We start from the raw sequence: 26,392 nt of genomic DNA on the forward strand, positions 1-26,392 counted from the left end.
CGGACGTGCGAACGCCCTGGCACACTGCGTCAGTGACTTCGACCGTCGACGCCCCTGACATACCCGGCCCGGAGGCGCTCGCCGCCCTGCGCCGCCGCACGAACGCGGTACTGATCGCCAGTCAGATCCTGGGTGGCCTCGGAGTGCCGATCGGCATCGCCCTGGCTCCGATGCTGGCCACCGACGTGAGCGGGACGGAGGCACTGTCCGGCCTCGCGCCGACGGCCTCCGTGGCGGGCACGGCCGTCCTCTCCCTGCCGCTCGCCGCGCTGATGAACTCGCGCGGACGGCGCGCCGGACTCGTCCTCGCCTATGTGATCGGCGCGCTGGGCGCGGGACTCGTCGTGCTCGCCTCGGTCACCGAGAGCTTCGCGCTGCTGCTGCTCGGCATGGCGGCCTTCGGCGCGGGCTCACTTGCGACACTGCAGGCGCGGTTCGCCGCGGCCGACCTCGTGGAGCCCGACCGGCGCGGGCGCGCCATCTCGCACGTCATCTGGGCCACGACGATCGGCTCCGTCCTCGGTCCGAACATCTCCGCGCCCGCGAGCCGGGTCTTCACCGACACCTCGATCCCCGAGGAGGCCGGTCCCTTCCTCTTCGCCGCCGGGATCTTCGCGGCCGCCGCCGTGGTGGTGGCGGTGCTCCTGCGGCCCGACCCGCTGCTCACGGCCCGTGCGCTGGCGCCCCAGGAGAGCGGGACCGCGCAGAGCCGCTCGCTGAAAGCCGGCATCGCGGCGGTGGCCGCCTCTCCGATGGCACGTCTCGCCCTCGTGACGGTGGCCGCCTCGCACACCGTGATGGTCTCGATCATGGTGATGACCCCGGTCGACCTCGGGCACCACGGGGCCAGCCTGCAACTGGTCGGTCTGGTCATCAGCGGCCACATCGCGGGCATGTACGCGTTCTCGCCGGTCATGGGGTGGCTCGCCGACCGGTTCGGCAGGCTCTCCGTGATCGGGCTCGCGGTGGGGCTGCTGTGCTGCGCCGCGCTGCTCGCGGGCACGGCGGGGCCCAGCCACGGCCAGACCGCGGCCGGGCTCTTCCTGCTGGGCCTCGGGTGGTCCGCGGGCCTGGTCTCCGGCTCGGCGCTGCTCACCGACTCGGTGCCGCAGCCCGCACGGGCGGCCGTGCAGGGGCTCTCGGACCTGACGATGAACGCGGCGGCGGGCATCGGCGGTGCCGCCGCGGGTCTGATCGTCGCGCGCGCCAGTTACGGCTGGCTGAACCTGATCGGCGTCTGCGTGCTGCTGCCGATGGCCGCGCTCGCCGTGCGCAGGTCGCTCAAGAAGGCGTGAGGCGGGAGGCCGGGGCGTGCGAGGCGGTCACGGGAGCGTGATGTGGTACGCCTTGCGCAGCGTCTCGTGCACCGTCCAGGTGGTGCGGTCGCCCTCGCGCAGCACGGCCGCGTCGCCCGGGCCGATCTCCAGGGTGTCGCCGCCCTCGACCGCGACGGTGGCGCGGCCGCTGACGATCACGAAGAGTTCGTTGGCCTCGGTGTCGGTGACCACGCCCGGTGTGATCTGCCAGATGCCGCGCAGCTGCTTGCCGTCGGCGGACTCCCACAGCACCTTGCCGGTCACGACCGGGTCTCCGGAGACGATCTGCGCCGGGTCGAGCGGCTCGGCCTCCAGCTCAACATCCGGAATGTGCACGGCAAAAGACGAAACAGTCTGATCATTCGTGGTCATGGCCGGTCACCCTAGCCGCGGCCGGGAGGCCCCTCGGCAGCGGGGGTTTGACGCGAGGCAGCGCCCGCCAGGGATGAGGGGGAGACCCGACAGGCAGGAGGCAGACCCGTGCTGGTGGTGTCCGAAGAGGTGCGGACGGCGGTCGCGGAGCAACGCCCCGTGGTGGCCCTGGAGTCCACGATCATCGCGCACGGCCTGCCGCGGCCGCGCAATCTCCAGGTGGCCGAGGAGCTCGAAGCGGTCGTACGGGACGAAGGCGCCGTACCCGCGACGATCGCCGTACTGGACGGCGTCCCGCGCGTCGGCCTGACCAAGGACCAGTTGCAGCGCGTCGCGAACGACGACGGCATCCGCAAGCTGGGCCACCGCGATCTGCCCCTCGCCGTCGCGACGGCCGCGAGCGGGGCCACCACGGTGTCGGCGACGGCGCTGCTCGCCGCGCACGCGCGCGTGCGGGTGTTCGCCACGGGCGGGCTCGGCGGAGTGCACCGGCAGTGGACGCAGGCGCAGGACGAGTCGGCCGACCTCGGGCTGCTCGCCCGCACGAGGATCGCGGTGGTCTGCGCGGGCGTGAAGTCGATCCTGGACGTCGGGGCGACGCTGGAGCGCCTGGAGACGCTGGGCGTCGCCGTGGCGGGGTACGGGACCGACCGCTTCCCGGGCTTCTACCTTGCCGACTCCGGGCACCCGGTGGACTGGACGCTGCACACCCCAGGTGAGGTCGCCGAGGTGATACGGGCCCAGGACGCGCTCGGCGGGCCCGACTCGGCGCTCATCGTGGCCAATCCGGTGCCGCGCGCCGAACAGCTCGATCCCGTGCTCCACGCGCGCGTGCTCGCCGAGGCGCTGGCGGCGTGCGAGGAGCAGGGCATCACGGGGCAGGCGATCACGCCGTTCCTGCTGGGCGAGTTGGTGCGGCGGACCGGGGGCGCGTCCCTGGAGGCGAACCTCGCGGCGGTCCGCGGCAACGTGCGGCTCGCGGGGCGCGTGGCGGCGGCCTGGACGGGGCGTTGAGCGTACGGGCGGCCGGGGTGGGCCTGGGCGGCGCGCTGCTGGTCGTGGGGGACGTCGTCACCGACATCGTGGCCCGGCACCGTACGGCGCTCGCACCGGGCACGGACACGGTGGCGGCGATCCGTACCGTGCCGGGTGGCGCGGGTGCCAACGTGGCCTGTTGGGCCGCGCATCGGGGCTGTCCCGATGTACGGCTCGTCGGCCGGGTCGGTGCGGACTCGGCGGCGTGGCACGAAGCGGCTCTCACGCGCGCGGGGGTACGTTCCCGGCTCGTCGTCGACGCCGGGGCGCCGACGGGGACGGTGATCTGTCTGGTGGACGGAGGCGCCGCGGCGGAGCGGACGTTCCTCACGGACAGCGGCGCCGCGCTGCGGCTCTCCCCCGCCGACTGGTCACCCCGGGACCTCGACGGCGTGGCCCTGCTGCACCTCTCCGGCTACCTGTTCTTCGCGGAGCCGAGCCGGGCGGCGGCCCGAGCGGCGCTGTCGGCGGCCCGCGCGCGTGGGGTGCCGGTGAGCGTGGATCCCGCGTCGGCGGGGTTCCTCGCGGAGACCGGCCCTGAACGGTTCCTGTCGGCGGTGGACGGAGTGGCGGTGCTCCTGCCGAGCCGCGACGAGGCGCGGCTCCTGACCGGCCTCCTCGACCCGGCCGACGCGGCGGCACAGCTGAGCCGCCGCTTCCCGGCCGTGGTGGTCAAGCTGGGCGCGGACGGAGCGCTGGTGGCCCGGAACGGCACGGTCCTGCACCGGCTCCCCGCACCCCGCGCACGGGCCCGCGACTCGACGGGCGCGGGTGACGCCTTCACCGGCGCATTCCTGGCCGCCCGCCTGACCGGCGCGGATCTGCGTGAGGCGACGGCGGAGGGGTGTGACGCGGGGGCCCGAGCGGTGGAACGGACCGGCGGCAGACCTCCGGACCCGGCGACGGCGGCGTAACCCCGTACACCCCGAAGAGCCCCCCACCTGCCCCTACGCCTTCTTCCCCCAAGCCGAGATCAGCGGTGCCGTCGTCACGTCCAGGGTGCCTGTTGCCACCGTCGACACGTGGTCGTCGATGTCCTCCGGCGTGGCCAGGCCCGACGCGGTGAGGTCCGGGCGCAGGTGTTGGAGCGTTGCTGTTTCCAGGGCCGCGGCGGCCGGGGAGGCCAGGGGGAAGTACACGTCGGACGCCACTTGGCGCAGGCCCGCGTCGCGCAGGAGGCGGGGCAGGCGGCGTCCGTACGTGAGGTCCGTGCCGCGCTCCGTGAGGAGGGCGTGCACCCCGTGGCGCAGCCGGTTCGCCGCCTCCTGGGCGGGACCGTGCTCATCGGGGCAGGCCAGCGGCTGGAGCGCGGGATCGGGTTCCTCGATGAGGAGCCTGCCGCCGGGCCGCAGCGCCCTGAGCATCGAGGCCAGCGCCCGCTCCCGGTCGGCCACGTCGGCGAGGACGAGCCGCGCGTGCACGAGGTCGAAGCCGCCCGCGGGCGGCGGGTCGGCCGCGACGTCGTGGATCCGCACCTCCAGGGGCGAGCGCGCGGCACGCGTCTGCCAGGAGATGTCGATGTCGGTCGCAAGGACCCGCCCCGTGGGCCCGACCCGCTTGGCGAGCCAGGAGATCACGGACGTGCCGCCCGCCCCGACCTCCCAGCAGCGCCAGCCCGGCCCGATGCCGAGGCGCTCGACGTGGCCGAAGGTCGTGGCGTCGAAGAGCGCGGCGAACGCGTCGGAGCACGTCCGCGCCCCGGACGACCGGGAGTCGGAGAGCTGACGGTGGTCGGAGAGCTGACGGGGGCCTGCGTACTGCCGGGGGTCGAGGAGATGACCGTCGATTCGCGTCATGCCGCGATCATCCCAAGTTGTCCTGCTTGCTCCTGGGAGGCAGAACCGGACAATCCGGAACGGAGTCCTCCGTTCCCCCAGGCCTTGGCGAGCCGTCGCACCGTACTGGCAGACTGGCACGCCAAATCGTCGGTGCGAGGAGACCACATGTCGATGGCAGGCAATCTGCGCAAGGTGACCGGCCTGCGCAAGGTCGGCGGCCTGCGCGGGGTCGGCGGCCTGCGGAAGGTCGCCCGGCTGGCCCGCCGCGGCACACGTGTCGACCTGAGCCACCCGGCCCGCTCCCCGCTGGGCTCGTCGGTGGTGAACTGCGTGACGTATCGCGAGGGGGTGCGCCAGCCGCCGGGCCGCGACCTGGTCGACTCCGTGAAGCGCATCCGCAAGACCGGTGACGGCTTCGTCTGGCTGGGGCTGCACGAACCGACGGAGGACGAGTTCGCCGACATCGCCGACCTCTTCGGCCTGCACCCCCTGGCCGTCGAGGACGCGGTCCACGCACACCAGCGCCCGAAGGTGGAGCGGTACGACCAGACGCTGTTCGCCGTCTTCAAGACGGTCTGCTACGTGGAACACACCGAACTGACCGCGACCAGCGAGGTGGTGGACACCGGCGAGATCATGGTCTTCGTCGGCCGGGATTTCGTCATCACGGTCCGGCATGGCAGGCACGGCTCGCTCGGCCCGATGCGCGAGGAGCTGGAGTCCTCACCCGAGCAGCTCGCCCAGGGCCCGGCCGCCGTGCTGCACGCCCTCGCGGACCACGTCGTGGACGGTTATCTCGAGGCGACGGACGCCGTGCAGTCGGACATCGACCAGGTCGAGACCGCCGTGTTCGCCCCGGACGGCGCCCGGACCGACCCCGGCCGCATCTACCAGCTCAAGCGCGAACTGCTCGAACTGAAGCGGGCGGTGGTGCCGCTGGGCCGCCCGCTCCAGGTGCTCGCCACCCAGCCGATGCGCGTCATCGCCCCGGAGATACAGGCGTATTTCCGGGACGTCGACGACCACCTGAAGCGCGCCACCGAACAGATCGCCGCCTTCGACGAGTTGCTGAACTCGATCCTCCAGGCGCACCTGGCCCAGGTGACGGTCGCGCAGAACGAGGACATGCGGAAGATCACCGCATGGGCGGCGGTCATCGCGGTGCCGACGATGGTCTGCGGCATGTACGGCATGAACTTCGACCACATGCCGGAGCTGCACTGGCAGTTCGGCTATCCGATGGTCATGTCCTTGATCGCGGTGGCCTGTGTGGCGCTGTACCGCGGCTTCCGGAGGAACGGCTGGCTCTGAGGCGTCGCCCCTGGCCCGGCGAGCCGCCGACGTCACCCCTTGGCGTACACGCTCTCGACCCAGCCCGCGAGCTGGTCGTCGGTCAGGTGGACGGCCAGATCGGCCTCGCTGATCATGCCGACGAGCCGCTTGTTCTCGATCACCGGCAGCCTGCGGATCCGGTGGCCCTCCATCTCCCGCAGGACCGCGTCGACGTCGGCGCTCGCGTCGATCCAGCGCGGGGTGCCCTTGGCCATGTCGCCCGCGGTGATCCGGGACGGGTCGTGGCCCTTCGCCACACAGCCGACGACGATGTCGCGGTCGGTGAGGATGCCGCAGAGCCGTTCGTTCTCGTCGCTGATGGGCAGGGCGCCCACGTCGAGTTCACTCATCAGCTGCGCGGCGCGGTCCAGGGTCTCGTGCCTGGGTATCCACTGGGCACCCCGGTGCATGATGTCTCCGGCGGTGGTCATCACTACCTCCCGTTGCCGGGCAGTGTCCGGAGCGGCGACGCGAGGGCGCGCCTGGTCCCGGCCCTCCCCATTGTTGCGGCGGGCCGACCCGCACGCATCCGGAGTCCCCCTCACCCCGCTCGCCCGCTCCACGCCGGATGCCGCGGGTCGTCCGCGCGTACGACCACATCAGCCGTCGCCGCGGGGTCGACCTCCGACTCGTACCGTTCGAAGGCCGGCAGGGTCCACCGGTCACCCTCCGGCGTGCGCCGCGCCAGGGCCCCCGGCGAGAGCCGCACGTGCAGGGTCAGGTCGAACGGGAACCAGTGGCCGAGCAGCAGCGGGCCGTGCAGCAACAGCAGGCCGCCGGGCGGCAGCCGCACGTACGGGCTGCGGGTCGCCCGGTCGGCCACCGGGTCCCACAGGTCGGGCAGGACCCGCCCCGTGCCGCCGGGGTCGAGCGGCCCGAAGACCTCGCGCCAGAGCGCGCCGGTGTCGAACCAGCCGCTGTAGTACGCCTCCACGTCCTCGTGGCCGTACTCGAACCGCAGCGACGCGGGCCGCAGGAAGCCCTCCGTGCCGACCACGAGGGCGCTGCGCCCCCGCACCCGCAGCGCGTCGGCCACCCGGCGCGCCAGCTCACCGGTCCCGCCGATGCCGCCCGCGCCACCGGCCGGTGCCCCGTCGAAGGCGATGCGCGGCCAGGAGCCCCCGTCGGCCGTCTTCAGGCCGAGCAGTCGGTCGGCGAGCGTGTCGGCCAGTCGTTCCCAGGTGATCGGTTCGAGTCGCACGGGCCCATGATGCCGCGCGGGAGCGGAGCCACGGCTTCGCGGGGAGCGGGGCCGCTTCGTCGGGCGCGGTCCCGGGGATGAACAGGACATGGCAAGACCACCCGGCACTTCCGCCGCCCCCACCGGCCCTGCCGCTCCCACCGGCCCCCTGGTCGTCCAGCCGTTGAAGCGGCGGCGCTGCGCGGAGTGCGGCGCCGGACCGCTCGCGCTGCTCGCCCTGGAGGGCGGCGAGCCGCGCTGCCTGGACTGTGCCGACCTCGGACACCTCGTGTACCTGCCGCGCGGCGACACCGCGCTCACCCGGCGCGCCCGTGAGGGCAGCGGCCTCTCCGCGGTCGTCGTCCGCTTCCACCGGCGCCGCGGCCGGTACGAGCGGCAGGGCGTCCTCGTCGAGGAGGCCGCGCTCGCCCGCGCCGAGGAGCGCTGCCTGGCGGACGCGGAGGCCCGGGCGCGGCGCCGGGCCCGCGACGCGGCGCGCAGGGCGGCGGAGGACGTCCGGTTCAGGGAGGCGTTCGCCGCGGAGATCCACCGGCTCTTCCCCGGCTGCCCCCTGGACCGCGCCGAGGCGATCGCCGCGCACGCGTCGGTGCGGGGCAGCGGTCGGGTCGGGCGCAGCGCGGCGGGGCGGGCCCTGTCGAAGGGGGCGGTGACAGCGGCGGTCGCGGCGGCGGTACGTCACACGGCCACGCCCTACGACCAGTTGCTGATGGGCGGAGTGCCCCGCGGGGAGGCGCGGCGACGGATCGCGGCCGCGGTCGAGTCGACGCTGCGCGGCTGGCGCGCACCGTGAGACGCGGGCCCAGGCCCGGACAGCGTGGGAGACGACGGCGCATGCGGCCGCGAGCGTCGCGTATGGCGTGCGTGAAGCTGCGGCAATTGACTTGTGGTGACGGGGTGAAGCTTGCAGGATCACTCGCCCCGCCCACTATCCGGCGCAACCGCCCCAGGCCTCACGGGAGTTGTCATGATCGACGGACCGTACTTCGTGCTCACCGTGCTGGGGGCGCTGGCCTGCGGCCTCGCCGCCGGAGTCTTCGCCGCGTTCTCGACCTTCGTGATGAGGGGTCTCGCGGCGCTGCCCCCGGCCCAGGGCATCGCCGCGATGAACCGCATCAACGTCGCCGCGGTCGCTCCCGCCTTCATGGTCATCTTCCTGGGGGCGACGGGCCTCTGCGTGGTGCTCGCCGTCGTGACGTTCGTGCTCTGGCCCGACGAGGGCACCTTCGAGCTGCTGTTCGGCAGCGTGCTCTTCGTCGTCGGCTCGTTCGGGGTGACCGTCGTGGCGAACGTTCCGCGCAACGACGCCCTCGCGAAGATCGACCCGGAGAGCGCGGAGGGCGCCGCGTACTGGCGTACGTACGTCAGTGAGTGGACCGTGTGGAACCACGTCCGCACCGGCGCGTCGCTCGCCGCGACGGCGGCGTTCGTCCTGGCGCTGACCTGACGCCCGCGGTCACGACAGCAGGAAGTCCGCCTCGCCCGCCTTGGCGCCCTGGATGAACGCGTTGATCTCCCCGTACGTGTAGATGAGCGCGGGACCGTCGGGGTCGGCGGACTGGCGCACGGCGACGCGTCCGTCGGCCAGCTTCATGGCTTCCAGGCAGTTGCCGCCGTTGCCGCCGCTCCAGGGCTTGTGCCAGCCCTCCGTGCCCAGGTCGCGGGCGGGCATGCCGTTGTAGATCCGGGACTCCCTGACCTCGCTGCGCGAGTCGTCGCGGGCCCCGGGTGAACGCGGACCGGCAGGGCGCGTTCCGGATCGGTGTCGGTCCATGTCACAGCTCCTTGCGGAGGTCCCGGAGGATCTCCTTCGTGCGTTGTGCGGTGGCGGCCTGCGCCGCCATGCGGTCCATGACCTCCAGGTGGGTGGCCACCTCTGTGCGCGCGTCGAGGTAGACGGCGCCGGTCAGGTACTCGCTGTAGACCATGTCGGGCAGCTCCGCCATGGCGAAGCGGAAGAGCACGAACGGTCCGAACGTGCCGGGATGCGGGCCCGCCGCGAAGGTCGCGACCTGAAGGGTGACATGCGGCAGTTCGGCGGCTTCGAGGAGCCGGTCGATCTGGTCCCGCATCACGTCCGCGTCGCCGACCGGCCTGCGCAGCGCGGTCTCGTCCATGACCACCCACAGGCGGGGCGCGTCCTCGCGGGTGAGCAGCGCCTGACGCTCCATCCGGAGCGCCACGTACCGCTCGATGTCCGCGGGCCGGGTCTGGCCGATGGCGCCGGAGCGCATCACGGCGCGCGCGTACTCCTCGGTCTGCAGGAGCCCCGGCGCGAAGTGGGGTTCGTACGACCTGATGAGGCTCGCGGCCCCTTCCAGGCTGACGTACATGCTGAACCAGCCGGGCAGGATGTCGTGGAACCGCTGCCACCAGCCGGGCTTGTTGGCCTCCTCGGCGAGCATGACGAAGGCGTCGGCCTCGTCGTCCGCGACTCCGTACGACTTCAGGAGCAGTTGGAGGTACGGGATCTTCAGCGCGACCTCTGCCGTCTCCATCCGCCGGACGGTGGCGGGGGCGACGCGCAGGATCTTCGCCGCCTCCTCGCGTTTCAGACCCGCGCCTTCACGCAGGTCCTGAAGGCGACGACCGAGAACGACCTGGCCGACGGTCGGCGCGGACCGCGGTTCGCTCACGTCTCCTACCTCCACCTGACTCCGCGTCGCTTCAACTCACACCGCACCGCGAGCTGTAGCGAGCAGTGTGCCATGTGCCGTCTCGGAGGAACACGCCACTGTGCACTTTTCAGAGTGGGTCTTGCCAAGGTGTTCGGGGCGGGGCGATAGTGGAAAGCGTGACTCCGCCCGCGCCGTTACGAACCGAAGCCACCGAAGGCCGTCCTGGCGATCTCGCCGAGGCGTCGCCCGAGGGCGCCGAGGTCTGCGTCAGTTTCGCCCTCGCACCTCGTCCGGGCTCCGTCGCACAGGCCAGACGCCTGATGCGGACGCAGCTCGACGGGTGGGCGGTGCGCGACGACGACGCCTGCGACGCGGCGGCACTCGTTCTCTCCGAACTGGTCACCAATGCCGTGGTGCACACCGCGAGCCGGCGGATCATCTGCGAGCTCTGCGCGGATTCGGAGAAGCTGCGGATAGCCGTACGTGACGAGGGCTGCGGTTCAGGGATGCCGCGCCCGGCGCACAGGGGGGCCGACGATGAGCACGGGAGGGGATTGCTTCTCGTCGACGCGGTGAGCAGCGCGTGGGGCGTCCACGAAGCGGGGCCCGATATCGGGCGCACGGTGTGGGCGGAGTTGCGGCGGACGGCGTCATCGGTGACGACGACAGCGACGGCGTACGCGTAGAGGCACAGAACGGAACGATCGAGCGTGGCAGTTGCGGTGGCGGTGGCAGTGGCTGCGGAGGCAGTGGCACGGGCGGGGGGCATGTGAGCGCGGGTACGGTGCGGCCGTTGGACTTGAACACCTTGGTCCGTCTGTCGCGACGGCGGCAGCGTGCCGGGAGACGACCGGTACCGCGGCCCCTGCGGCTCGACCTGCCCGAGGGGATGACTGAGCCGCTCGGCTGCGACGCGGTGGCGGTGCCCGCGGCGCTGGGGCCCGGACTGATGTCCCGGCTGCCCCGGGTGGGTTGCGTGTACGAGGACGGGGCGCGGTGGTGGTGGATCGTGCCGGCCGACTCCGACGTGGCCATGGAGTGGCCCGCGCAGGTCGCCTACTCGGCGGGGGCGGTGGTGCGGGACGCGGACCGCAGCCCGGTGCTCATCAACCGCCCCGCGGACGACGTTCCCTATACGCCGCCGATTCCGCTGTATCTGGCGCTCTGCCGGGTCACGGGGACGGTACCTGGATGGTCCCGGGCCCTCACGGCGTGAGCGGTGCCCGGCGCGCGCGTCGCGGTCAGGCCGCTGCCACCGCCAGGGTCTCGCCGGGTTCGCGCACGATCACCAGGAAGGCGTCCGACGCGAGGTCCATGACGACCTCGGCGGGCTGACCCTCCTGCCGCCGGTCCCGCGCGAAATCCTCCGCGGGCCACGAGCCGCGCGGTCCGCCCGCGGGAAATCGTTCCAGTACCAGTCGTCCGTTCATCATGATCCCTGTCCCCCGTCGTCGTTCCGTTGCGCGCGCCGTCGTCGCGTGCGCCGTATCGAAGAGAACGCGTGGGACGGCCCCATGGGTGCGCGACGTGACGGAATCGATACGGAGTCGGGGCATTTCCCAGGGTTCTCCCTGGGACCGTCGTCCGGATGCTCAGTCGTCGTACTCGTCGTGGTACCGGACCCGCGCGCTGCCCGCCGACGCCCCGAACACCGACGCACGCCCCGTCGGCTCCTCCCACTCCTCCTGACGGCCGAGCGCGGTGAGGTCGAGGAGGCTCGTGGTGGAGCCGATGCCGTCCAGGCCGCGGGCGAACGTCGCGTACGTGTGGAAGATCCGGTCGCCGTACCGCAGGAAGCAGTTGATCGCGGGCACGTCGTGCGGCTCGTCGGGCGAGGACGCCAGGAAGTCGTGGTTGAAGTCGCCGCCGTTCGTCGAGTACCAGGGCACGGTCCAGCCCATCCGTGCCTTGAACGTCAGCAGCTTGGTGAACGGCGCGCGGGACACGGCGACGAAGTTCGTGTTGCGGGCCCGCAGGTGCGCGAGGTGCCCGATCTGGTCCAGGAACCCGGAGCAGCTGCGGCAGCCCGCGTCCCATTCGGGGGCGAACATGAAGTGGTAGACGATCAGTTGGTCCCTGCCGTCGAAGAGGTCGAGCAGGGTCGCCTTCCCGTCGTAACCGTCGAAGTAGTACTCCTTGTCGACCTCGACCATCGGCAGCCCGCGCCGCTCGGCGTTGAGCGCGTCGCGTGCGCGGGTGACGGCCTTCTCCTCGGCCAGCAGCTCCGCACGCGCGGTGAGCCACTCCTCGCGCGTGACGATGTCCGGAAGTCCCATGGTCTGTCTCCTCCACCCGTCGGGCGCGTACGTCCTCGATGCGTCTTCGGTACGTCTTCGATACGTCTGCGAAGGGTGGACCGGCGGGCTTCGCGGAACTCATCGCTGGCGGGCGAAGAAGTTCCGGAGAACTTTCAGAGGGGCAGGGAGGTCAGGGTCACGGGGAGTTCGCGCAGTCCCCTGGAACGCATCGAAGGGCGCCACCGGATCTCGTCCCTGGGGACGGCGAGGGCGAGGCGCGGGAAGCGTTCGACGAGGGCGCCGACCGCGATCTCGGTCTCCAGCCTGGCGAGGGGCGCGCCGAGGCAGTGGTGGATGCCGTGGCCGAGGGCGACGTGTCCCGCTGTGGCGCGGTCCAGGTCGAGGCGGTCGGGGTCGGGGAAACGGCCGGGGTCGCGGTTGGCGGAGCCGAGCGAGAGCAGCACGGTCTCGCCCGCGGGCACGGTGACGCCCGCGATCGTGATGTCCTCCACCGGGAAGCGGCGGATGGCGAGGGGCGCGGGACCGTCGTAGCGCTGGAACTCCTCGACGGCGGCGGGGAGTCGGGCGGGGTCGTCGCGCAGGGCGGCGAGCTGCTGCGGGTGGTCGAGGAGGGCGAGGACGGCGTTGCCGATGAGGTGGACGGTGTTCTCGTACCCGGCGATGAGGATGAGGAAGGCGAGCGACATCAGCTCGTCCTCGCTCAGCCGGTCGCCCTCGTCCCGCACCGCGATCAGGTCGGAGAGGAGGTCGTCGGCGGGGTGCTGCCGCTTGTCGGCGAGGAGCCCGGTGAAGAAGCCGAGCATGGCGACGACGGCGTGCTTTGCCTTCTCCGGGTGTGCGGGGTCGGGTGAGAGGAGGGCGTCGGTCCACTCCCGGAAGTCCCTTCGGCTGGCGTCCGGCACGCCGAGGAGGTCGCAGATGACGGTGATGGGCAGCGGTGCGGCGTACGCGGCGACGAGGTCGACGCGGCCGAGCGGTTCGACAGCGTCGAGGAGTGCGTCGGCGGTACGCCGGACGGGAGCGCGCAACCGCTCGACGCGGCGCCGGGTGAAGGCCCGGCCGACCAGGCTCCGGATGCGGGTGTGGTCCGGCGGGTCCATGTTGAGGAGGTTCGCGTCGAGGGCGGGCGGCAGCGCGAGGCCGCGGTAACCGCCGGGCAGGGCGTGGCTCTTGTCGAGCGAGAGCAGCGGGTTCGCGAGCGCCTCGCGGACGTCGTCGTACCGGGTGACGAGCCAGGCGGGCTTCCCGTCGGTACCGGCGATGCGGTGCACGGGGGCGGTGTCGCGGAGCCGGGCGTATGTGCCGTACGGGTCGTCGGCGATTCCCTGGGCGGGGTCCTGATGTGCGGGCTCTTCCTGGGGTTCCGGGACCGAGGTCGGAGTCGGGGTCGGGGTCGGGGTCGAATTCGGGGTCCGGTGGGTGCTCGTCGCCATGCGTCCCACTCTAGGCAGGCGCCCACCCCTCGTACTCCTGTACTCCTGTACTCCTGGATCTGCATCCCGCGTCCGCGGACGACGAGTTCGGGCAGTGGTCATCGGCGGGTGGCGCGGGTGGGCCGTCCCCCCCCTGACGCGGGAGGCGGCGTCATCTCTTCGAGGTAGGACGAGTGCGCATCCGGCAGCCCTGTCGCGGGGACGGTTTCGCGAGCACGCTGGCCCTACCCGCCGATCGGCCGAGGGGACACGGACCAAGGAGTCCGACGAGGGAGTCGACGATGATCATCGGCACGTGGAACCTGGAGAACCTCTACCGCCCCGGCGGGCAGTTCGGCCCCAAGGACAAGGTCGCTTACGAGGCGAAGCTGGCCTCGCTCGCGGCGACGATCACCACGTTGCGGCCGAGCGTCCTCGGCGTGCAGGAGGTCGGCGACCCCGCGGCGCTCGAAGATCTGGCGGGCCTGCTGGAAGGCACCTGGCACGTCACGCTCTCGCAGCACGCTGACGACCGGGGCATCCGGGTCGGCTTCCTCACCAGCCTCCCCGTCTTCATCGTCGCCGACGAGGCCGGCTTCCCCGAGCCGGTGCGGCCGGTGCAGATCGACGACTCGGGCCGGACGACCGCGCGGGCCGGGCGCGGCATCCTCGCGGTGACGGTGTCGACGCGGGCGTTCTTCTTCGACGCGGTCGTCTGCCACCTCAAGTCGAAGCTGCTGTCGTACCCCGGCGGCCGCTTCTTCCCGCACGACGAGGGCGAGCGCGCGCGGTACGGCGCGTACGCCCTGTGCCGCCGCGCGGCCGAGGCGACCGCGGTCCGCGCGATCGCCGACCAGCGGCTGCGGGGCGACGGCCAGGAGCACAGGGTCGCCGTGCTCGGGGACCTCAACGCCGAGGTCGGGGCCGCGACGACGCAGATCCTGCTCGGCCCGCCCGGCTCCGAGATCGGCACGCCGGGCTTCGACCGCCCGGACAAGGGCGACGCGACGCGGCTGTGGAACGTCGCACCGCTGATCCCGGCCGACCAGCGCTTCTCCCGCATCCACGCGGGCCGCCGCGAACTCATCGACCACGTGCTGGTGAGCCGTGGCCTGATGGACCAGGTCCGTGGCGCGGGCACGGGCGCGCCGGGCGCCGCGGCGAGCGCGCTGCCGTCGGTGGAGGACGGGGACCCGGCGGTACGGAGGGAGGCGTCGGGGTCGGACCACGCGCCGGTGTGGATACGGATACAGCCGTAGGGGTGTTGGGGGTGGCTGGGGTGGTTTAGGTGGTGGGGGGGTGAGGCCCCAGGGGGGTGGGAAGGGTCGGGGTGACGCGTGCGGGTTGGCCGGGTACGCGCGTGGGTTGACCGGGTACGCGCGCCCTAAGCTTCGTCCCGTCACCTCACCCGTCGCCCCGCCCCCAGGAGCCCCCACCGTGTTCGACCCCGCGCCGGAGCACCCCTACCCGTACCCCGAGAGCCACAGCCCGGACGCGGCGACGCCCGCCCCGCACGCGCTGCTCGCGCCCGTGCTGGGACTGCTGGGCCGGTGGCGCGGCACGGGCCGGGGCGAATACCCGACGCTGCCCGCGGACTTCACGTACGCGCAGGAGGTGACGTTCAGCCACGACGGGCGGCCCTTCCTCCGTTACGAGGCAAAGGCCTGGCTGCTCGACGCCGACGACGCCCCGCTGCGTCCCGCGGCGCGCGAGAGCGGCTGGTGGCGGCTGCAGCCCGACGGGCGGGTGGAGGCGCTGGTCACCCAGCCCACCGGCATCGCGGAGATCGCGGTCGGCCACGCGGCCGGCGGCACCATCGACCTCGCCACGCACGACGTGGCGCTCACCCCCACCGCCAAGGACGTCACGGCGACCCGCCGCCGCTACACGCTGACCGACGACGGCACGCTGACCTTCACCCACGACATGGCAGCGGTGGAGCAGCCGTTGCAGCACCACCTCTCGGCAGTCCTGCGCCGCACGCAGTGAGCACGGAGACACCCGAACGCGCGGAGGAAACCGGGGCGGCGGACTCGCACGGCTGGCCCGACCTCCCCGGCGACACGGCCCTGACGATCCGCATCCCCGAGGCGAACCCGCTGGTGCGGGCCGCCTTTCCCGCCCACGTGACCGTGCTCTACCCGTTCCTCAACGAGTCCCGCTTCACCCCGAGCACCCACGCCGACCTGACGGCCCTCTTCGCCGCCCGGCCCGCGTTCACCCTCACGTTCAGCGAATTCCGCCGCTACCCGGGCGTCCTGTACCTCGCCCCGACCCCCGAGACCCCCGTGAGCGCCCTCACCCGGTCCCTCACGGACCGCTGGCCGGAGGCGCTCCCCTACCGCGGCATCTTCACCCCGCCCCTGACACCCCACCTCACCCTGGCGAACGACGAGGGCCCGGACACCTGCGAAGCGGCCTACGACGCCCTGGAGTCGGAGCTCGCCCCGGCCCTCCCCCTGACCAGCCACGTGAGCACCGTCCACCTGATCGTGACGGACGGCCCGGGGAAGGGCTGGCGGGACCTCAGGGCCTACCGGCTGGGAACGGGCCGTGTGGCACGCCCCCGTGCGAACTACGAGGGGCCAAACAGGCCATAACGCAGGAAGAAGGGCATCGGACGCGCCCGGGTCCGCTACGGTTTGCCGCCGTCACGGATCTACGACTCCCTGCCTGCACGCGTACGGGCGTACGCAGGGAACCGTAACCGGCGCCCTCAACCTGCTGCTCGGAAAGGGACCCCATGGCCCCCACCCTCCCCCGCCTCTCCGGCACCCGCCTCGCCGTGGCCGCCGCGGCGACCACCGTGCTGGCCGTCGGCGCCCCGGCCGCCTACGCCTCGCTGGACGACGGAGCGAAGACCACGCCGTCCACGTCCTCGTCGGCCGCTGTGTCGACCGTCGCCCGCGGCAAGCCCTTCACCGAGACGCGGCTCTTCTTCGGCACGGAACGCCCCGACGGCGGGCCCGCTGTGACGGACAAGCAGTTCATGGCCTTCATCGACAAGGAGGTCACGCCGGGCTTTCCCGACGGGCTGACCATCCAGAACGGCCGCGGGCAGTGGCGCGACTCCAACGGCAGGATCGAGCGCGAGCGTTCGTACGAGCTGATCCTGCTGTATCCGACGACCGAGGCGCACCGGCGGGACGTCCAGATCGAGGAGATCCGCAGCGACTACGAGAAGAAGTTCGCACAGGACTCGGTGGCGCGGCTGGACGAGCGGACCCGGGTGGACTTCTAGAGATCACACTGGATCAAGGCTCAAGGGGCGCGGACCACGGATCACGGATCACGGATCACGGATCACCGTCACCCTTCCGTCCGGGCGAAATTCGCTGGCGCGTCATCACTGGCGGCTGCACGCTGATCTCCTATGAACCACCGGATCCGCGCCCTGCACACCGACACGACCATCACCGTCTACCAGGCGTACGCCCCTGAACTCGGCGTCCCCGCGGCCCGCACCGGGCGGTTTCCCGCCGCCTGGAAGCGGGACCGCATGACGTGGATCAAGCCGTCCTTCCTCTGGATGATGTACCGGTGCGGCTGGGGCACCAAGGAGGGCCAGCAGACGGTCCTTGCCGTCGAGATCACCCGTGAGGGCTTCGACTGGGCGCTGCGCCACGCATGCCTCTCCCACTACGTGCGCGGTCTCCACTCCGACCAGGCCGCGTGGAAGCGCGAGTTGCGGCGCTCCCCCGCCCGCGTCCAGTGGGACCCGGAGCGCGACCTCCATCTCAACGCCCTTCCCCACCGCTCCCTGCAACTCGGGCTGTCCGGTGAGGCGTCCCGCTGTTACGCGGACGAGTGGACGGTCTCGATCACCGACGTCACCGATCGCGCGCGGGAGATCCACGGGCTCGTCAGGGACGGGGACGAGGCGGCGGCGGCGCGGTTGCTGCCGGAGGAGCGCGCGTACCCGGCGGGTGACGAGCTTCTGTCCCACCTCCGGGCCTGAACTACGCCTCCGTCACACCGGCCAGCGCCCCCACCGGGTCGATGTCCGCCTCTCCCTCGGGCCACCAGTCGCCACCGCCCGGCTCGCTCCGGTACGGGTACCAGCGGCCGTCCGTCCCGTAGCGGAGCTGGAGCGTGCCCTCCGCGTCGGTGAGCTGGTTGCGGTGGATCGTCATCCGGGGCAGGTCGGCCGCGACCAGGGCGCCGCGGGCCCGGTCGAAGGGGCCGGCCGGCGGGTCCCAGGGGGTCTCCAGAGCCGCGAGGCCCGCCTCGCCGCCCTGCCGCCAGGCCGCGGCCGCGCGGGAGAGGTCCGCGGCGGTACGCCCCACCGACCTGGCCAGTTCGCCGAACTGGCGGCTGAAGGTGCGGCGACCCGTGAGCCCGGGGTGCGAGGCCGCGAGGCGGACGGCGTCGTGCCAGGGTGACGCGTCCACGGGGAACGGGTCCGCGTCCGCGACCGCGGTTGCGCTCGCCGTGAGGAACGTGTGCGCCCTGCGCGCCGCGTCCGTGATCAGGAACTCCAACGCCGTCGGGTCCGGGGCGCCGGGAAGGACGGGGAGGACCGGGGATTCCCCCGGGTACGACGGGGGCGGAAGCGGCGCGGGCAACGGCGACCGGTACGCCGCGCCAAGGGCCTCACGGGCCAGGACGCCGGGGAGGACGGGGGCGCTGGTCGGGGGCGACTGTTCTCCGTCGCCGAGGACGGGACCGCTGGCCGGGGACGGCTGAACGTCGCCGGGCCGAGCGGAAACGCTGTCCGGGGGCGGCTGCTGTCCTCCGGACGGGACAGGACCCCCCTCCAGCGGCGACTGCTGTCCGTCGCGGAGCACAGGGCCTCCGCCCGTAGGCGGCTGAAGTTCGTGGGGCGACGGCTGCTGGTCCTCCTCCGCCCCGCGGACCTCACCCGCCGCCCCCGCCCCGCGCAGCGACTCCGCCGCCTCCGCCGCGCCCCTTCGCGCGTTTCTCCGCGAGAGTTCGTCCAGGAGGTCCTGTTCCTCGCCGCCGCGCAGCAGCAGGAGTACGAAGGGGTCGGCGTCCAGGAGGCGGGCTGTTTGGTAGGCGAGGGCGGCTGCGTGTTTGCAGGGGTGGCCGCGGTCCGGGCACGTGCAGGAGGGGGTCAGTTCGCGGGCGCCGGGGAGGAGGGGGACGTCCGCCCGGTCCGCCGCGGCTGCCAGCGCGTGCGGCATCTCCTTGTCGAGCAGCGCGGCGATGCGCACGGGATCCGTGGCGACGACGTCCAGGAAGCGGTCCCAGTGCTCGGGCAGCATCGTCCGCATGCGGATCTCCGCGCGGTACGGACGGGGACGGCTGCCGTGGACGTACGCGACGATGCGGCCCGGCGCGACGGTGATCGTGTCGACCGCGCCCTCGCGCGCATACGTACGCCCACGGGCCAGCCGCGCCTGGTCCAGCGCGCTCTCCTCCAGCGCGTCGATCCACGCGTTGCCCCACCACGAGGTGGCGAAGGGCGCCCCGGGATCGGGGTGCTTCGGCAGGGCGGGGAAGACACGGCCGCTGCCCATGCGGCTCGTCTCGCTCATGCCGCTGGCCCACCCCAGACCACCGCCCCGTCGCGGCCCGCCCCGCGGCGTCATGCCGCCCTCCTCAGTGCGACCAGGTCCGCCAGTTCCGCGTCGGACAGTTCCGTGAGCGCCGCCTCGCCGCCGTCGCCGAGCACCGCGTCCGCCAACGCCTGCTTCGCGGCGAGGAGTTCCGCGATGCGGTCCTCGACCGTGCCCTCGGTGACCAGCCGGTGGACCTGGACGGGCTGCGTCTGACCGATGCGGTACGCCCGGTCGGTGGCCTGCTCCTCGACCGCCGGGTTCCACCAGCGGTCGTAGTGGATCACGTGGCCCGCCCGGGTCAGGTTCAGGCCCGTACCGGCCGCCTTCAGGGAGAGCAGGAAGACCGGGACCTCGCCCGACTGGAAACGGTCCACCATCTCCTCGCGGCGCGCGACCGGCGTACCTCCGTGCAGGAGCTGGGAGGCGATGCCGCGCGCGGTGAGGTGCGCCTCCAGGAGGCGTGCCATCTCCACGTACTGCGTGAAGATCAGGACCGCACCCGCGCTCTCCGACTCGGCGAGGATCGTGTCGAGGAGCTCGTCGAGCAGTTCGAGCTTGCCCGAGCGCGGGCGGCCCGACCGGGTCGTGAGCATGCCGTCCTTCAGGTACTGCGCCGGGTGGTTGCAGATCTGCTTGAGCGCCATCAGCAGCTTCATGACCAGGCCGCGGCGCGCCATGCCGTCCGACGCCTCGATGCGCGCGAGCGTCTCGCGCACCACCGCCTCGTACAGCGAGGTCTGCTCGCGGGTGAGGGTCACCGGGTGGTCGGTCTCCGTCTTCGGCGGCAGTTCCGGCGCGATACCGGGGTCCGACTTCTTGCGGCGCAGGAGGAAGGGGCGGACGAGGCGGGCGAGGCGGTCCAGCGCGTCGTCGTCCGCGCCGGTCCCCGAGGGGTCCCCGCCCTCCACCAGGCGTGCGTGGCGGGCCCGGAACGCCTTCAGGGGGCCGAGCAGGCCCGGCGTCGTCCAGTCGAGCAGCGCCCACAGTTCGGAGAGGTTGTTCTCGACGGGGGTGCCGGTGAGCGCGACGCGGGCCGGGGAGGGGATGGTGCGCAGCGCCTTCGCCGTCGCCGCGTACGGATTCTTGACGTGCTGTGCCTCGTCCGCGACGACGAGACCCCACTTCTGGGCGGCCAGTTCGGGCGCGCTCGTACGCATCGTGCCGTACGTGGTGAGGACGAAGCCGCCGGTCAGGCCGGTGAGGGTGCGACCCGTGCCGTGGAAGCGGCGGACCGGCTCGCCGGGCGCGAACCGTTCGATCTCGCGCTGCCAGTTGCCGAGCAGCGAGGCCGGGCACACCACGAGCGTCGGCGCGGAACCGCCGTCCCGCGCGCGGTGCAGGTGCAGCGCGATGAGCGTGATCGTCTTGCCGAGGCCCATGTCGTCGGCGAGGCAGCCGCCGAGGCCGAGGGAGGTCATGCGGTCGAGCCAGGCGAGGCCCTTGAGCTGGTAGTCCCGGAGGGTCGCGTGCAGGCCCGGCGGCGGTGTCAGTACGTCGAGGTCGCCCGTCACGCGCTCGCGCAGCCGCGCCAGCGCGCCGAGCGGCACGGCGGGCACCTGCTCACCGTCCACCTCGGCCGTGCCGGTCAGCGCGACGGAGAGGGCGTCCACCGGGTCGAGCAGGCCGAGGTCCCGCTTGCGCGCCTTGCGGACGAGTTCGGGGTCGACCAGGACCCACTGGTCCCGGAGCCGGACGACCGGGCGGTGCGCCTCCGCGAGGAGGTCGAGCTCAGCCTCGGTCAGCGGGTCGTCCGCCTGGTCGCCGAGCGCCAACTGCCAGCGGAATTCGAGGAGTTCCTCGGTCTTGAAAAAGTCGAAGTTGTCGGCGGCGGTACCGGGGGCGGGGCGCACGACGGCGGTCGCGGTGAGGCCGCGAGTGAGCTCCCTGGGCCAGTGGACGGCCACGCCCGCCGCGGCGAGCCGTCCTGCGGCGGCGCCCAGCAGGTCGTACAACTCCTCTTCGCCGAGCGGCAGCACGTCGGGGCGCGGCCGCTCCAGGAGCCTGCCGAGCGGGGGCCACACGCGGGCCGCGCGGCGCAGCGCGAGCAGCGTGTCGACGCGAGCGCGCGGCCCGAAGTGGTCCGTACCGGCCCAGAGCTCCGGCACGTCCGCGACGAGCGCCGGGTCGGCGAGACTGTGCACCTGCACGACAGCGGCGGCGGGACTGGCGACGGCGGCGCGGACCTCTACAGAGGCATCGGCATCGGCATCACTCTCTTCGGCGGAACCCTCACCCCCGTCGAACACCTCGTGCGCCCTCAGGTCGAGACGGAGTGACACGCGTACCCCCGCGTCCATACCCGCGGCCACCTCGGCCGCCCACTCCCGGGCACCCGGCAGGTGTTGCGGCTCGCGCGCGGCGAAGGGCGCACCGACCGCGTACGCGGCGGCCGGGGTGCGGGGCAGGGCGTCGAGCACCGCGTCCACGAAGGCTCTGATCAGGGCGAACGGCTGAGGGAGCAGCAGGGGGCCCGACCCGCGCCCCGGCAGCGGCACCGCGTGCGCCTCCGCGGGGAGTGCCGCGGCGATGGCCCGCAGGTGGACGACGTCGGCCTCGTCCAGCGGGCCCGCCCGCCACGCGTCCACGTCCCCCGGCGTCAGCCCGGGCAGCATCCTGCCCCGCGCCGCCAGATGCAGCGCGTGCCGGGCGGCGGCGCCCCAGCAGGCCACCGCGGGGTGCGGACGCTCGGCGTGGAGCAGCAGCGGCACCGCCTCGGCGACCGTCAGGAACAGCGCGGGCACGGTGCGGCTGCGGGCGCCCTTGCCGTGCAGGCGGGCGATGACCAGGTCACCGCGTACGCCGACGACTGCCTCGGCGGGCCCGCCCTCCGGGTTCGGGTCCCAGAAAGCGACCCGCCCCTCCCGCGGCACCTCCGCCGGAAGGAAGACGGCGGCACAGGAACGTACGAGCGCCGCACGGGAGCGTACGAGAACGGCGTCGCCGTCCCCCGGCACCTCGGCCCCCATCCTCATCACCGCCTCGCTCAGCCCCAGCTCACGCACCTGCCACTCGTGCTCGCCACCCTAGGCGAGGCCACTGACAACACCGTCACAACGACCGCCGCACCGCCACCGCGCACCAGTAGCCCCACAAGTCCCAAGCGCCACACCCACCCCATATGAACACTGGAAGGAAACTTTCCTAACAATAATTCACCCCAAGTTATTGACGCGCACATGCCGCATCGCCAGGATTCCGGATTGACGGTTCGGCACCCCCCACGCCTCCCGAGGAGACGGACATGCCGCACACCCCTCGCACCACGACCTCCCGCAAGACCCGCCTCGGCATCCCCCTCGCCGCCGGCGCCTCGCTCGCCCTCGTCGGCGGCGTGCTGCTGTGGTCCCCCGCCGGGGAGGCCGACGCCTCACCCACCGCCGCCGCCCGCGCCGGGTTCACGGCGGTCGCCGCCGGTGACATCGCCGAGCAGTGCACGGCGAGCAGCAGCAGCTGCAAGCACCCCAAGACCGCCGCTCTGGTCAAGCAGATCAACCCGTCCTTCGTGATGACCATGGGCGACAACCAGTACGACGACGCACGCCTGAAGGACTTCCAGAAGTACTACGACAAGACCTGGGGCGCCTTCAAAAGCAAGACGCGGCCCGTCCCGGGCAACCACGAGAGCTACGACCCGGCGGGCGCGTTCAAGGGCTACAAGTCCTACTTCGGGTCCGTCGCCTACCCCGACGGCGAGAGCTATTACAGCTTCGACCAGGGCAACTGGCACTTCATCGCCCTCGACTCCAACAACTTCGACGACGACGAGCAGATCGACTGGCTCAAGGACGACCTCGCCGCCAACTCCAAGAAGTGCGTGGCCGCGTACTGGCACCACCCGCTCTTCTCCTCCGGCGAGCACGGCAACGACCCGGTCGGCCGCCCGGTCTGGAAGCTGCTCCAGGCCAACAAGGCCGAGCTGGTCCTCAACGGCCACGACCACCATTACGAGCGGTTCGCCCCGCAGAACGCGGACGGCAAGGCCGACTCCAACGGCATCGTCGAGCTGCTCGGCGGCATGGGCGGCGCCAACCCGTACGACATCGAGGAAGTCCAGCCCAACAGCCAGAAGCGGCTCACCGACACCTTCGGTGTCGTGAAGCTGAACTTCACCGACACCGGTTTCTCCTGGAACCTCGTCGGCACGGACGGCTCCACGAAGGACACCAGCCCGTCCTACAGCTGCCGCTGAGCCGGACGAACGCGAACGCCATGTATCTGGCCACCACCGACGCGGTCGCCAAAACCTCGGACCAGGAACGGTCCGGAGCCCGGCGCGGCCGCGTCGCGGGACCCGTCCTCGCGCTCGGCGCGGTCAGCCTGGTCACGGACATCTCCTCCGAGATGGTCACCGCCGTCCTGCCGCTCTACTTCGTCCTCCAACTCGGCCTCTCCCCGCTCCAGTTCGGTTTCCTCGACGGGCTCTACAACGGAGTCACGGCCCTGGTGCGCCTCGCCGGCGGGTACGCCGCCGACCGCGGCGGCCGGCACAAACTGGTCGCGGGCGGCGGCTACGCCCTCTCCGCCCTCTCCCGCCTCGGCCTGCTCCTCGCGGGCGGCGCCACCGCGGGGATCGGCGCGGCCCTCGCCGCCGACCGCATCGGCAAGGGCGTACGCACCGCGCCGCGCGACGCCCTGATCTCGCTGAGCAGCCCGCCCGACACGCTGGGCCGCGCCTTCGGTGTGCACCGGGCGATGGACACGACGGGCGCGCTGCTCGGGCCGCTCGCCGCGTTCGCGCTGCTGTGGGCGACGGCGGACGCGTACGACGCCGTGTTCGTCGTCAGCTTCTGCTTCGGGCTGCTCGGAGTGCTGATGCTGGTGGCGTTCGTGCCGGGGCACTTGTCGCAGACCACACCGCGACCACGCTCCGCCACCGGACAGAACCACCCCGCCGCCCCACGTCCTCGCGCCCTCAGCCTCCTCCGCGTCCCCGCCTTCCGGCGCGTCCTCGGCGCGGCGGCGCTGCTCGGCGCCGCGACCATCGGCGACGCGTTCCTGTACCTCCTCCTCCAACGGCGGCTCGACTTCGCGATCTCGTGGTTCCCGCTGCTGCCGCTGGGCGCCGCCGCCGTCTACCTGCTGCTCGCCGTCCCGACGGGGCGGCTCGCCGACCGCGTCGGGCGCCGCGTGCCGTTCCTCGCCGGACACGTCGCCCTGCTCGGCGGTTACGTCCTCCTGCTCGCGCCCACCGACGGCTGGCCGCTCCTCATCGGCGTACTGCTGCTCCTAGGTGTCTTCTACGCGGCCACCGACGGCGTCCTGATGGCGCTGGTCGCCCCCGTGGTCGCCCAGGAGCGGCGGGCGAGCGGCATGGCCGTCCTGCAGACCGGGCAGGCCCTCGCCCGGCTCGTCGCCGCGGCCGGGTTCGGCGCGGCGTGGACACTGTGGGGCGTCGAGACCGCGCTGACCTGCGCGGTGCTCGCACTGACGGCGGCGGTCGCCGGGGCGGCGGCGCTGCTCCCGCGGTCGGACACATCTTCCGGAGGCCTCACGTGAAGCCGCAGTCCCCCATGAAGCCCCAGTCCCCCATGGAGCCGCAGTCACCCTCCCTGCGCTCCCGCGTCGTCGCCGTGGCCGCGGCGGCGGCCGTCCTCGCGGGCGTCGCCGTCACGTACACGCTGCACGCGGCGGAGCGCGCCGAATCGGCCGACGCGACCTCGGAGTTCGGCCTCGACCGGGACAAGCTCTACTTCCGCAGTACGACGGAGGCGGCAGGCCGGGTCGCACGCGTCCCTGCCTCCGGGGGCGGGGGCGGCGGCGCACGCACCACCGGCGGCCCGTCCTGCGAGCGCTTCTACGCCGCCGCGGGCACGGGTCTCTGCTTGCAGCGCAGGTCCGGCATCCCGCCCAAGTCGTACGCGGTCGTCCTGGACGACCGGCTCCGCGAGAAGCGCCGCATCGCCCTGACCGGCATCCCGAACCGGGCGCGTGTCTCGGCGTCCGGCCGGATGCTGTCCTGGACGATGTTCGCCACGGGCGATTCGTACGCGGGCTCGTCTTTCTCCACCCGCACGTCGATCCTGGACACCCGTACGGGATACCTCATCAAGAACATGGAGGAGATCCCCCTCACCCTCGACGGCCGCCGCTACCACTCCCCCGACGTCAACTACTGGGGCGTGACCTTCGCGAAGGACGACAACCGCTTCTACGCGACGGTGTCGACGAAGGGGAAGACGCACCTGGTGCGGGGCGACATGGCCAAGTGGTCGGCGACCACCCTGCGTTCCAACGTCGAGTGCCCCTCGCTCTCCCCCGACAACACGCGCATCGCCTTCAAGAAGCGGGTGCGGAAGGGGACGCGCGACCCGTGGCGGCTGTACGTCCTCGACCTGCGCACGATGCGCGAGCACCCGCTCGCCGAACGGCGCAGCGTCGACGACCAGGCCGCCTGGCTGGACAACGACACCCTCGCGTATGCCCTGCCGAGCGAGGGCGGGAACAGCCGCAAACAGGATGTCTGGACGGGCCGGGCGGACGGCGCGGGGAGCGCCACGTTGCGCATACGCGGGGGAAGTTCACCGGCGGCGGTGCGGTGAACCGCACCGCCGTACCCGGCCGGGGCCGGGCCCTGCCCCTAGGCCCTAACCCTGGGCCCGCCTGGCCAGGCCCAGGGCGTACTCCGGCCACCACTGGCCCGCCCGCGGGCCACCCCGGCACGTTCCGTCCGACTCGCCGGGACGTTTGATCCACAGGTAGGCGTCGAGGGCGGGGTCGCCGGTTTCGGTGGTGGGTGGCGTGCCGAGGGCGCGGCCGGGTGGGTTGCACCAGGACTGGGGGCCTTGGAACGGGCCGTTTCCGTTGCGGCTGGTGTCGATGACGAAGTGCTTTCCGCCGCCGAGTTCCTTGGCGAGACGGTGCGCGTACGCGGTACTGGCCGCGGTGGTCTGGTAGTTCGACGTGTTCAGGGCGAAGCCGTCGGCTCCGGCGATGCCTGCCTTGCCCAGCGGGGCGACCAGGCGCCGTTCGTCGGGGATCCAGCCCGCGTTGCCCGCGTCGACGTACACCTTCGTGTTCGGTTGCCGCTTCAGGCGCTGGACGGCGTGCGTGAGCAGCGCGTACCGCTCGGCCGCGTCCGCGCGCGGGCAGCCCGCCACGAGCTGGGCGACGGCGTCCGGTTCGACGATCACGTACGCGCCGCCCGTGCCGAGGCTCGACGCGAAGTCCTCGATCCACCGGCGGTACTGCGCGGCGTCGCGGGCCCCGCCCGCCGAGTACGCGCCGCAGTCCCGGTGCGGAATGAAGTACGCCACGAGCACCGCCGTGCGTCCCGCCTTCGCCGCCGCCTCGACGTGCGCCCGCACGACGGCGCCGGCTCCGTCGCCGTGCAGCCACACCGCCTGGGGCTGCACCGCGATGCGTTCGATGAGCCGGGCATCGTCCGCCCGGCCCGCCCGCCGCCACTCCGCGGCCTGACGAGCGGCGGAGCTCTGCGGGTCGACCCAGAACGCACCGGCGGCAGCGGTGGCAGGGGCGTCGGCCGGGGTCGCGTCGGAGGGCCCGGCTCCTACTCCGCCCAGAAGCAGCGCCGCAGCGAGGGCACTTCGCAGG

At 72.8% G+C, this 26,392-nt stretch carries 28 protein-coding genes; 16 read left to right on the forward strand and 12 right to left on the reverse strand.

The window, feature by feature from the left end:
• Window positions 1–32 precede the first annotated feature (32 nt).
• Window positions 33–1,295 carry an MFS transporter gene (locus NOO62_RS10340; RefSeq protein WP_268770587.1) on the forward strand — a complete coding sequence of 421 codons (1,263 nt, stop codon included), beginning with the start codon at window positions 33–35 and terminating at the stop codon, window positions 1,293–1,295.
• 27 nt (window positions 1,296–1,322) lie between these two features.
• Here NOO62_RS10340 and NOO62_RS10345 read toward each other — a convergent pair whose 3' ends face one another.
• Window positions 1,323–1,688, reverse strand: coding sequence for a cupin domain-containing protein (locus tag NOO62_RS10345; protein WP_268770588.1), 366 nt, complete (start codon window positions 1,686–1,688; stop codon window positions 1,323–1,325).
• A gap of 108 nt (window positions 1,689–1,796) precedes the next feature.
• Between NOO62_RS10345 and NOO62_RS10350 the strand changes: the two genes are divergently transcribed.
• Together NOO62_RS10350 and NOO62_RS10355 are read left to right on the forward strand one after the other, a co-directional pair.
• Window positions 1,797–2,702, forward strand: a complete 906-nt coding sequence (locus NOO62_RS10350; protein ID WP_268770589.1) for a pseudouridine-5'-phosphate glycosidase — start codon at window positions 1,797–1,799, stop codon at window positions 2,700–2,702.
• On the forward strand, window positions 2,699–3,637 hold the full coding sequence (locus NOO62_RS10355; protein WP_414930793.1) for a carbohydrate kinase family protein: 939 nt from the start codon (window positions 2,699–2,701) through the stop codon (window positions 3,635–3,637). Before NOO62_RS10350 ends, NOO62_RS10355 begins: the two co-directional genes overlap by 4 nt.
• A 33-nt stretch (window positions 3,638–3,670) precedes the next feature.
• Here NOO62_RS10355 and NOO62_RS10360 read toward each other — a convergent pair whose 3' ends face one another.
• Complete coding sequence (locus tag NOO62_RS10360; RefSeq protein ID WP_268770590.1) at window positions 3,671–4,519, reverse strand: methyltransferase domain-containing protein; 849 nt, start codon at window positions 4,517–4,519, stop codon at window positions 3,671–3,673.
• Window positions 4,520–4,666: 147 nt separating this feature from the next.
• Between NOO62_RS10360 and corA the strand changes: the two genes are divergently transcribed.
• A complete protein-coding gene (gene corA / locus NOO62_RS10365) occupies window positions 4,667–5,812 on the forward strand; it encodes a magnesium/cobalt transporter CorA (protein WP_268770591.1) in 1,146 nt (381 codons plus the stop codon).
• A gap of 32 nt (window positions 5,813–5,844) precedes the next feature.
• Here corA and NOO62_RS10370 read toward each other — a convergent pair whose 3' ends face one another.
• Both NOO62_RS10370 and NOO62_RS10375 read right to left on the reverse strand, forming a co-directional pair.
• The gene (locus tag NOO62_RS10370; RefSeq protein WP_268770592.1) at window positions 5,845–6,264 is read right to left on the reverse strand and encodes a CBS domain-containing protein; all 420 of its coding nucleotides are present in this window, start codon (window positions 6,262–6,264) and stop codon (window positions 5,845–5,847) included.
• Window positions 6,265–6,374: 110 nt separating this feature from the next.
• The gene (locus tag NOO62_RS10375) at window positions 6,375–7,034 is read right to left on the reverse strand and encodes a uridine kinase (RefSeq protein WP_268770593.1); all 660 of its coding nucleotides are present in this window, start codon (window positions 7,032–7,034) and stop codon (window positions 6,375–6,377) included.
• 88 nt (window positions 7,035–7,122) lie between these two features.
• Between NOO62_RS10375 and NOO62_RS10380 the strand changes: the two genes are divergently transcribed.
• Entirely contained in the window at window positions 7,123–7,824 is a 702-nt protein-coding gene (locus NOO62_RS10380) for a DUF2293 domain-containing protein (protein WP_268770594.1), read from the forward strand.
• A 174-nt stretch (window positions 7,825–7,998) separates the two neighbouring features.
• Window positions 7,999–8,478: a DUF1772 domain-containing protein gene (locus NOO62_RS10385; protein WP_268770596.1), complete on the forward strand. Its 480-nt coding sequence runs from the start codon at window positions 7,999–8,001 to the stop codon at window positions 8,476–8,478.
• Window positions 8,479–8,487: 9 nt separating this feature from the next.
• On the opposite strand, the gene NOO62_RS10390 is transcribed toward NOO62_RS10385, so the two are convergent.
• Both NOO62_RS10390 and NOO62_RS10395 read right to left on the reverse strand, forming a co-directional pair.
• Window positions 8,488–8,703 (reverse strand): DUF397 domain-containing protein, encoded by a 216-nt coding sequence (locus tag NOO62_RS10390; protein ID WP_244177774.1) that lies wholly within the window; start codon window positions 8,701–8,703, stop codon window positions 8,488–8,490.
• Window positions 8,704–8,806: 103 nt separating this feature from the next.
• Window positions 8,807–9,667 (reverse strand): helix-turn-helix domain-containing protein, encoded by an 861-nt coding sequence (locus NOO62_RS10395; protein WP_268770597.1) that lies wholly within the window; start codon window positions 9,665–9,667, stop codon window positions 8,807–8,809.
• Between the two features lie 158 nt (window positions 9,668–9,825).
• On the opposite strand from NOO62_RS10395, the gene NOO62_RS10400 reads away from it, so the two are divergent.
• A complete protein-coding gene (locus NOO62_RS10400) occupies window positions 9,826–10,335 on the forward strand; it encodes an ATP-binding protein (RefSeq protein WP_268770599.1) in 510 nt (169 codons plus the stop codon).
• A gap of 83 nt (window positions 10,336–10,418) precedes the next feature.
• Window positions 10,419–10,865, forward strand: coding sequence for a hypothetical protein (locus NOO62_RS10405; protein WP_414930794.1), 447 nt, complete (start codon window positions 10,419–10,421; stop codon window positions 10,863–10,865).
• A gap of 25 nt (window positions 10,866–10,890) precedes the next feature.
• On the opposite strand, the gene NOO62_RS10410 is transcribed toward NOO62_RS10405, so the two are convergent.
• From NOO62_RS10410 to NOO62_RS10420, 3 genes are all read right to left on the reverse strand, one after another.
• The gene (locus NOO62_RS10410; protein WP_268770600.1) at window positions 10,891–11,079 is read right to left on the reverse strand and encodes a hypothetical protein; all 189 of its coding nucleotides are present in this window, start codon (window positions 11,077–11,079) and stop codon (window positions 10,891–10,893) included.
• 162 nt (window positions 11,080–11,241) lie between these two features.
• Entirely contained in the window at window positions 11,242–11,925 is a 684-nt protein-coding gene (locus NOO62_RS10415) for a DUF899 domain-containing protein (protein WP_268770601.1), read from the reverse strand.
• 134 nt (window positions 11,926–12,059) lie between these two features.
• Complete coding sequence (locus tag NOO62_RS10420) at window positions 12,060–13,340, reverse strand: cytochrome P450 family protein (protein ID WP_268770602.1); 1,281 nt, start codon at window positions 13,338–13,340, stop codon at window positions 12,060–12,062.
• 281 nt (window positions 13,341–13,621) lie between these two features.
• On the opposite strand from NOO62_RS10420, the gene NOO62_RS10425 reads away from it, so the two are divergent.
• The 5 genes from NOO62_RS10425 (at window position 13,622) to NOO62_RS10445 (ending at window position 17,277) form a co-directional block, all read left to right on the forward strand.
• Window positions 13,622–14,578 (forward strand): endonuclease/exonuclease/phosphatase family protein, encoded by a 957-nt coding sequence (locus tag NOO62_RS10425; RefSeq protein ID WP_268770603.1) that lies wholly within the window; start codon window positions 13,622–13,624, stop codon window positions 14,576–14,578.
• A gap of 178 nt (window positions 14,579–14,756) precedes the next feature.
• Window positions 14,757–15,308: an FABP family protein gene (locus NOO62_RS10430; RefSeq protein WP_268770604.1), complete on the forward strand. Its 552-nt coding sequence runs from the start codon at window positions 14,757–14,759 to the stop codon at window positions 15,306–15,308.
• Window positions 15,305–15,919, forward strand: coding sequence for a 2'-5' RNA ligase family protein (locus NOO62_RS10435; RefSeq protein WP_268770605.1), 615 nt, complete (start codon window positions 15,305–15,307; stop codon window positions 15,917–15,919). The genes NOO62_RS10430 and NOO62_RS10435 overlap by 4 nt, the downstream gene beginning before the upstream one ends.
• Before the next feature lie 143 nt (window positions 15,920–16,062).
• Entirely contained in the window at window positions 16,063–16,560 is a 498-nt protein-coding gene (locus tag NOO62_RS10440) for a DUF3574 domain-containing protein (protein ID WP_268770606.1), read from the forward strand.
• 132 nt (window positions 16,561–16,692) lie between these two features.
• A complete protein-coding gene (locus tag NOO62_RS10445; protein ID WP_268770607.1) occupies window positions 16,693–17,277 on the forward strand; it encodes a DUF4291 domain-containing protein in 585 nt (194 codons plus the stop codon).
• A gap of 1 nt (window position 17,278) precedes the next feature.
• On the opposite strand, the gene NOO62_RS10450 is transcribed toward NOO62_RS10445, so the two are convergent.
• The gene (locus NOO62_RS10450) at window positions 17,279–18,817 is read right to left on the reverse strand and encodes an SWIM zinc finger family protein (RefSeq protein ID WP_414930795.1); all 1,539 of its coding nucleotides are present in this window, start codon (window positions 18,815–18,817) and stop codon (window positions 17,279–17,281) included.
• A 50-nt stretch (window positions 18,818–18,867) separates the two neighbouring features.
• Entirely contained in the window at window positions 18,868–21,813 is a 2,946-nt protein-coding gene (locus NOO62_RS10455; RefSeq protein ID WP_414930978.1) for a DEAD/DEAH box helicase, read from the reverse strand.
• A 269-nt stretch (window positions 21,814–22,082) separates the two neighbouring features.
• Here NOO62_RS10455 and NOO62_RS10460 point away from each other — a divergent pair, with 269 nt between their 5' ends.
• From NOO62_RS10460 to NOO62_RS10470, 3 genes are read left to right on the forward strand one after another with little or no spacing between them, the layout of a single operon-like run.
• Entirely contained in the window at window positions 22,083–23,030 is a 948-nt protein-coding gene (locus NOO62_RS10460; RefSeq protein WP_268770608.1) for a metallophosphoesterase family protein, read from the forward strand.
• Between the two features lie 20 nt (window positions 23,031–23,050).
• The gene (locus tag NOO62_RS10465) at window positions 23,051–24,337 is read left to right on the forward strand and encodes an MFS transporter (RefSeq protein ID WP_268770609.1); all 1,287 of its coding nucleotides are present in this window, start codon (window positions 23,051–23,053) and stop codon (window positions 24,335–24,337) included.
• A gap of 14 nt (window positions 24,338–24,351) precedes the next feature.
• Window positions 24,352–25,380: a hypothetical protein gene (locus tag NOO62_RS10470; RefSeq protein ID WP_414930979.1), complete on the forward strand. Its 1,029-nt coding sequence runs from the start codon at window positions 24,352–24,354 to the stop codon at window positions 25,378–25,380.
• A gap of 45 nt (window positions 25,381–25,425) precedes the next feature.
• Here the strand turns inward: NOO62_RS10470 and NOO62_RS10475 are convergent, their stop codons facing one another.
• Window positions 25,426–26,391, reverse strand: coding sequence for a glycoside hydrolase family 6 protein (locus NOO62_RS10475; RefSeq protein ID WP_414930980.1), 966 nt, complete (start codon window positions 26,389–26,391; stop codon window positions 25,426–25,428).
• Window position 26,392 lies beyond the last annotated feature (1 nt).

It is taken from the genome of Streptomyces sp. Je 1-369, from assembly GCF_026810505.1.
GTDB lineage: Bacteria > Actinomycetota > Actinomycetes > Streptomycetales > Streptomycetaceae > Streptomyces.

Excerpts from the sequence above, each read along its gene's own strand:
- NOO62_RS10345 (WP_268770588.1), bottom strand. The coding sequence starts at position 1,688 with ATGACCACGAATGATCAGACTGTTTCGTCTTTTGCCGTGCACATTCCG.
- NOO62_RS10360 (WP_268770590.1), bottom strand. The coding sequence starts at position 4,519 with ATGACGCGAATCGACGGTCATCTCCTCGACCCCCGGCAGTACGCAGGC.
- corA (WP_268770591.1), top strand. The coding sequence starts at position 4,667 with ATGTCGATGGCAGGCAATCTGCGCAAGGTGACCGGCCTGCGCAAGGTC.
- NOO62_RS10370 (WP_268770592.1), bottom strand. The coding sequence starts at position 6,264 with ATGACCACCGCCGGAGACATCATGCACCGGGGTGCCCAGTGGATACCC.
- NOO62_RS10380 (WP_268770594.1), top strand. The coding sequence starts at position 7,123 with ATGGCAAGACCACCCGGCACTTCCGCCGCCCCCACCGGCCCTGCCGCT.
- NOO62_RS10385 (WP_268770596.1), top strand. The coding sequence starts at position 7,999 with ATGATCGACGGACCGTACTTCGTGCTCACCGTGCTGGGGGCGCTGGCC.
- NOO62_RS10390 (WP_244177774.1), bottom strand. The coding sequence starts at position 8,703 with ATGCCCGCCCGCGACCTGGGCACGGAGGGCTGGCACAAGCCCTGGAGC.
- NOO62_RS10410 (WP_268770600.1), bottom strand. The coding sequence starts at position 11,079 with ATGAACGGACGACTGGTACTGGAACGATTTCCCGCGGGCGGACCGCGC.
- NOO62_RS10415 (WP_268770601.1), bottom strand. The coding sequence starts at position 11,925 with ATGGGACTTCCGGACATCGTCACGCGCGAGGAGTGGCTCACCGCGCGT.
- NOO62_RS10420 (WP_268770602.1), bottom strand. The coding sequence starts at position 13,340 with ATGGCGACGAGCACCCACCGGACCCCGAATTCGACCCCGACCCCGACC.
- NOO62_RS10425 (WP_268770603.1), top strand. The coding sequence starts at position 13,622 with ATGATCATCGGCACGTGGAACCTGGAGAACCTCTACCGCCCCGGCGGG.
- NOO62_RS10440 (WP_268770606.1), top strand. The coding sequence starts at position 16,063 with ATGGCCCCCACCCTCCCCCGCCTCTCCGGCACCCGCCTCGCCGTGGCC.
- NOO62_RS10445 (WP_268770607.1), top strand. The coding sequence starts at position 16,693 with ATGAACCACCGGATCCGCGCCCTGCACACCGACACGACCATCACCGTC.
- NOO62_RS10450 (WP_414930795.1), bottom strand. The coding sequence starts at position 18,817 with ATGAGCGAGACGAGCCGCATGGGCAGCGGCCGTGTCTTCCCCGCCCTG.
- NOO62_RS10455 (WP_414930978.1), bottom strand. The coding sequence starts at position 21,813 with ATGAGGATGGGGGCCGAGGTGCCGGGGGACGGCGACGCCGTTCTCGTA.
- NOO62_RS10460 (WP_268770608.1), top strand. The coding sequence starts at position 22,083 with ATGCCGCACACCCCTCGCACCACGACCTCCCGCAAGACCCGCCTCGGC.
- NOO62_RS10465 (WP_268770609.1), top strand. The coding sequence starts at position 23,051 with ATGTATCTGGCCACCACCGACGCGGTCGCCAAAACCTCGGACCAGGAA.
- NOO62_RS10470 (WP_414930979.1), top strand. The coding sequence starts at position 24,352 with ATGAAGCCCCAGTCCCCCATGGAGCCGCAGTCACCCTCCCTGCGCTCC.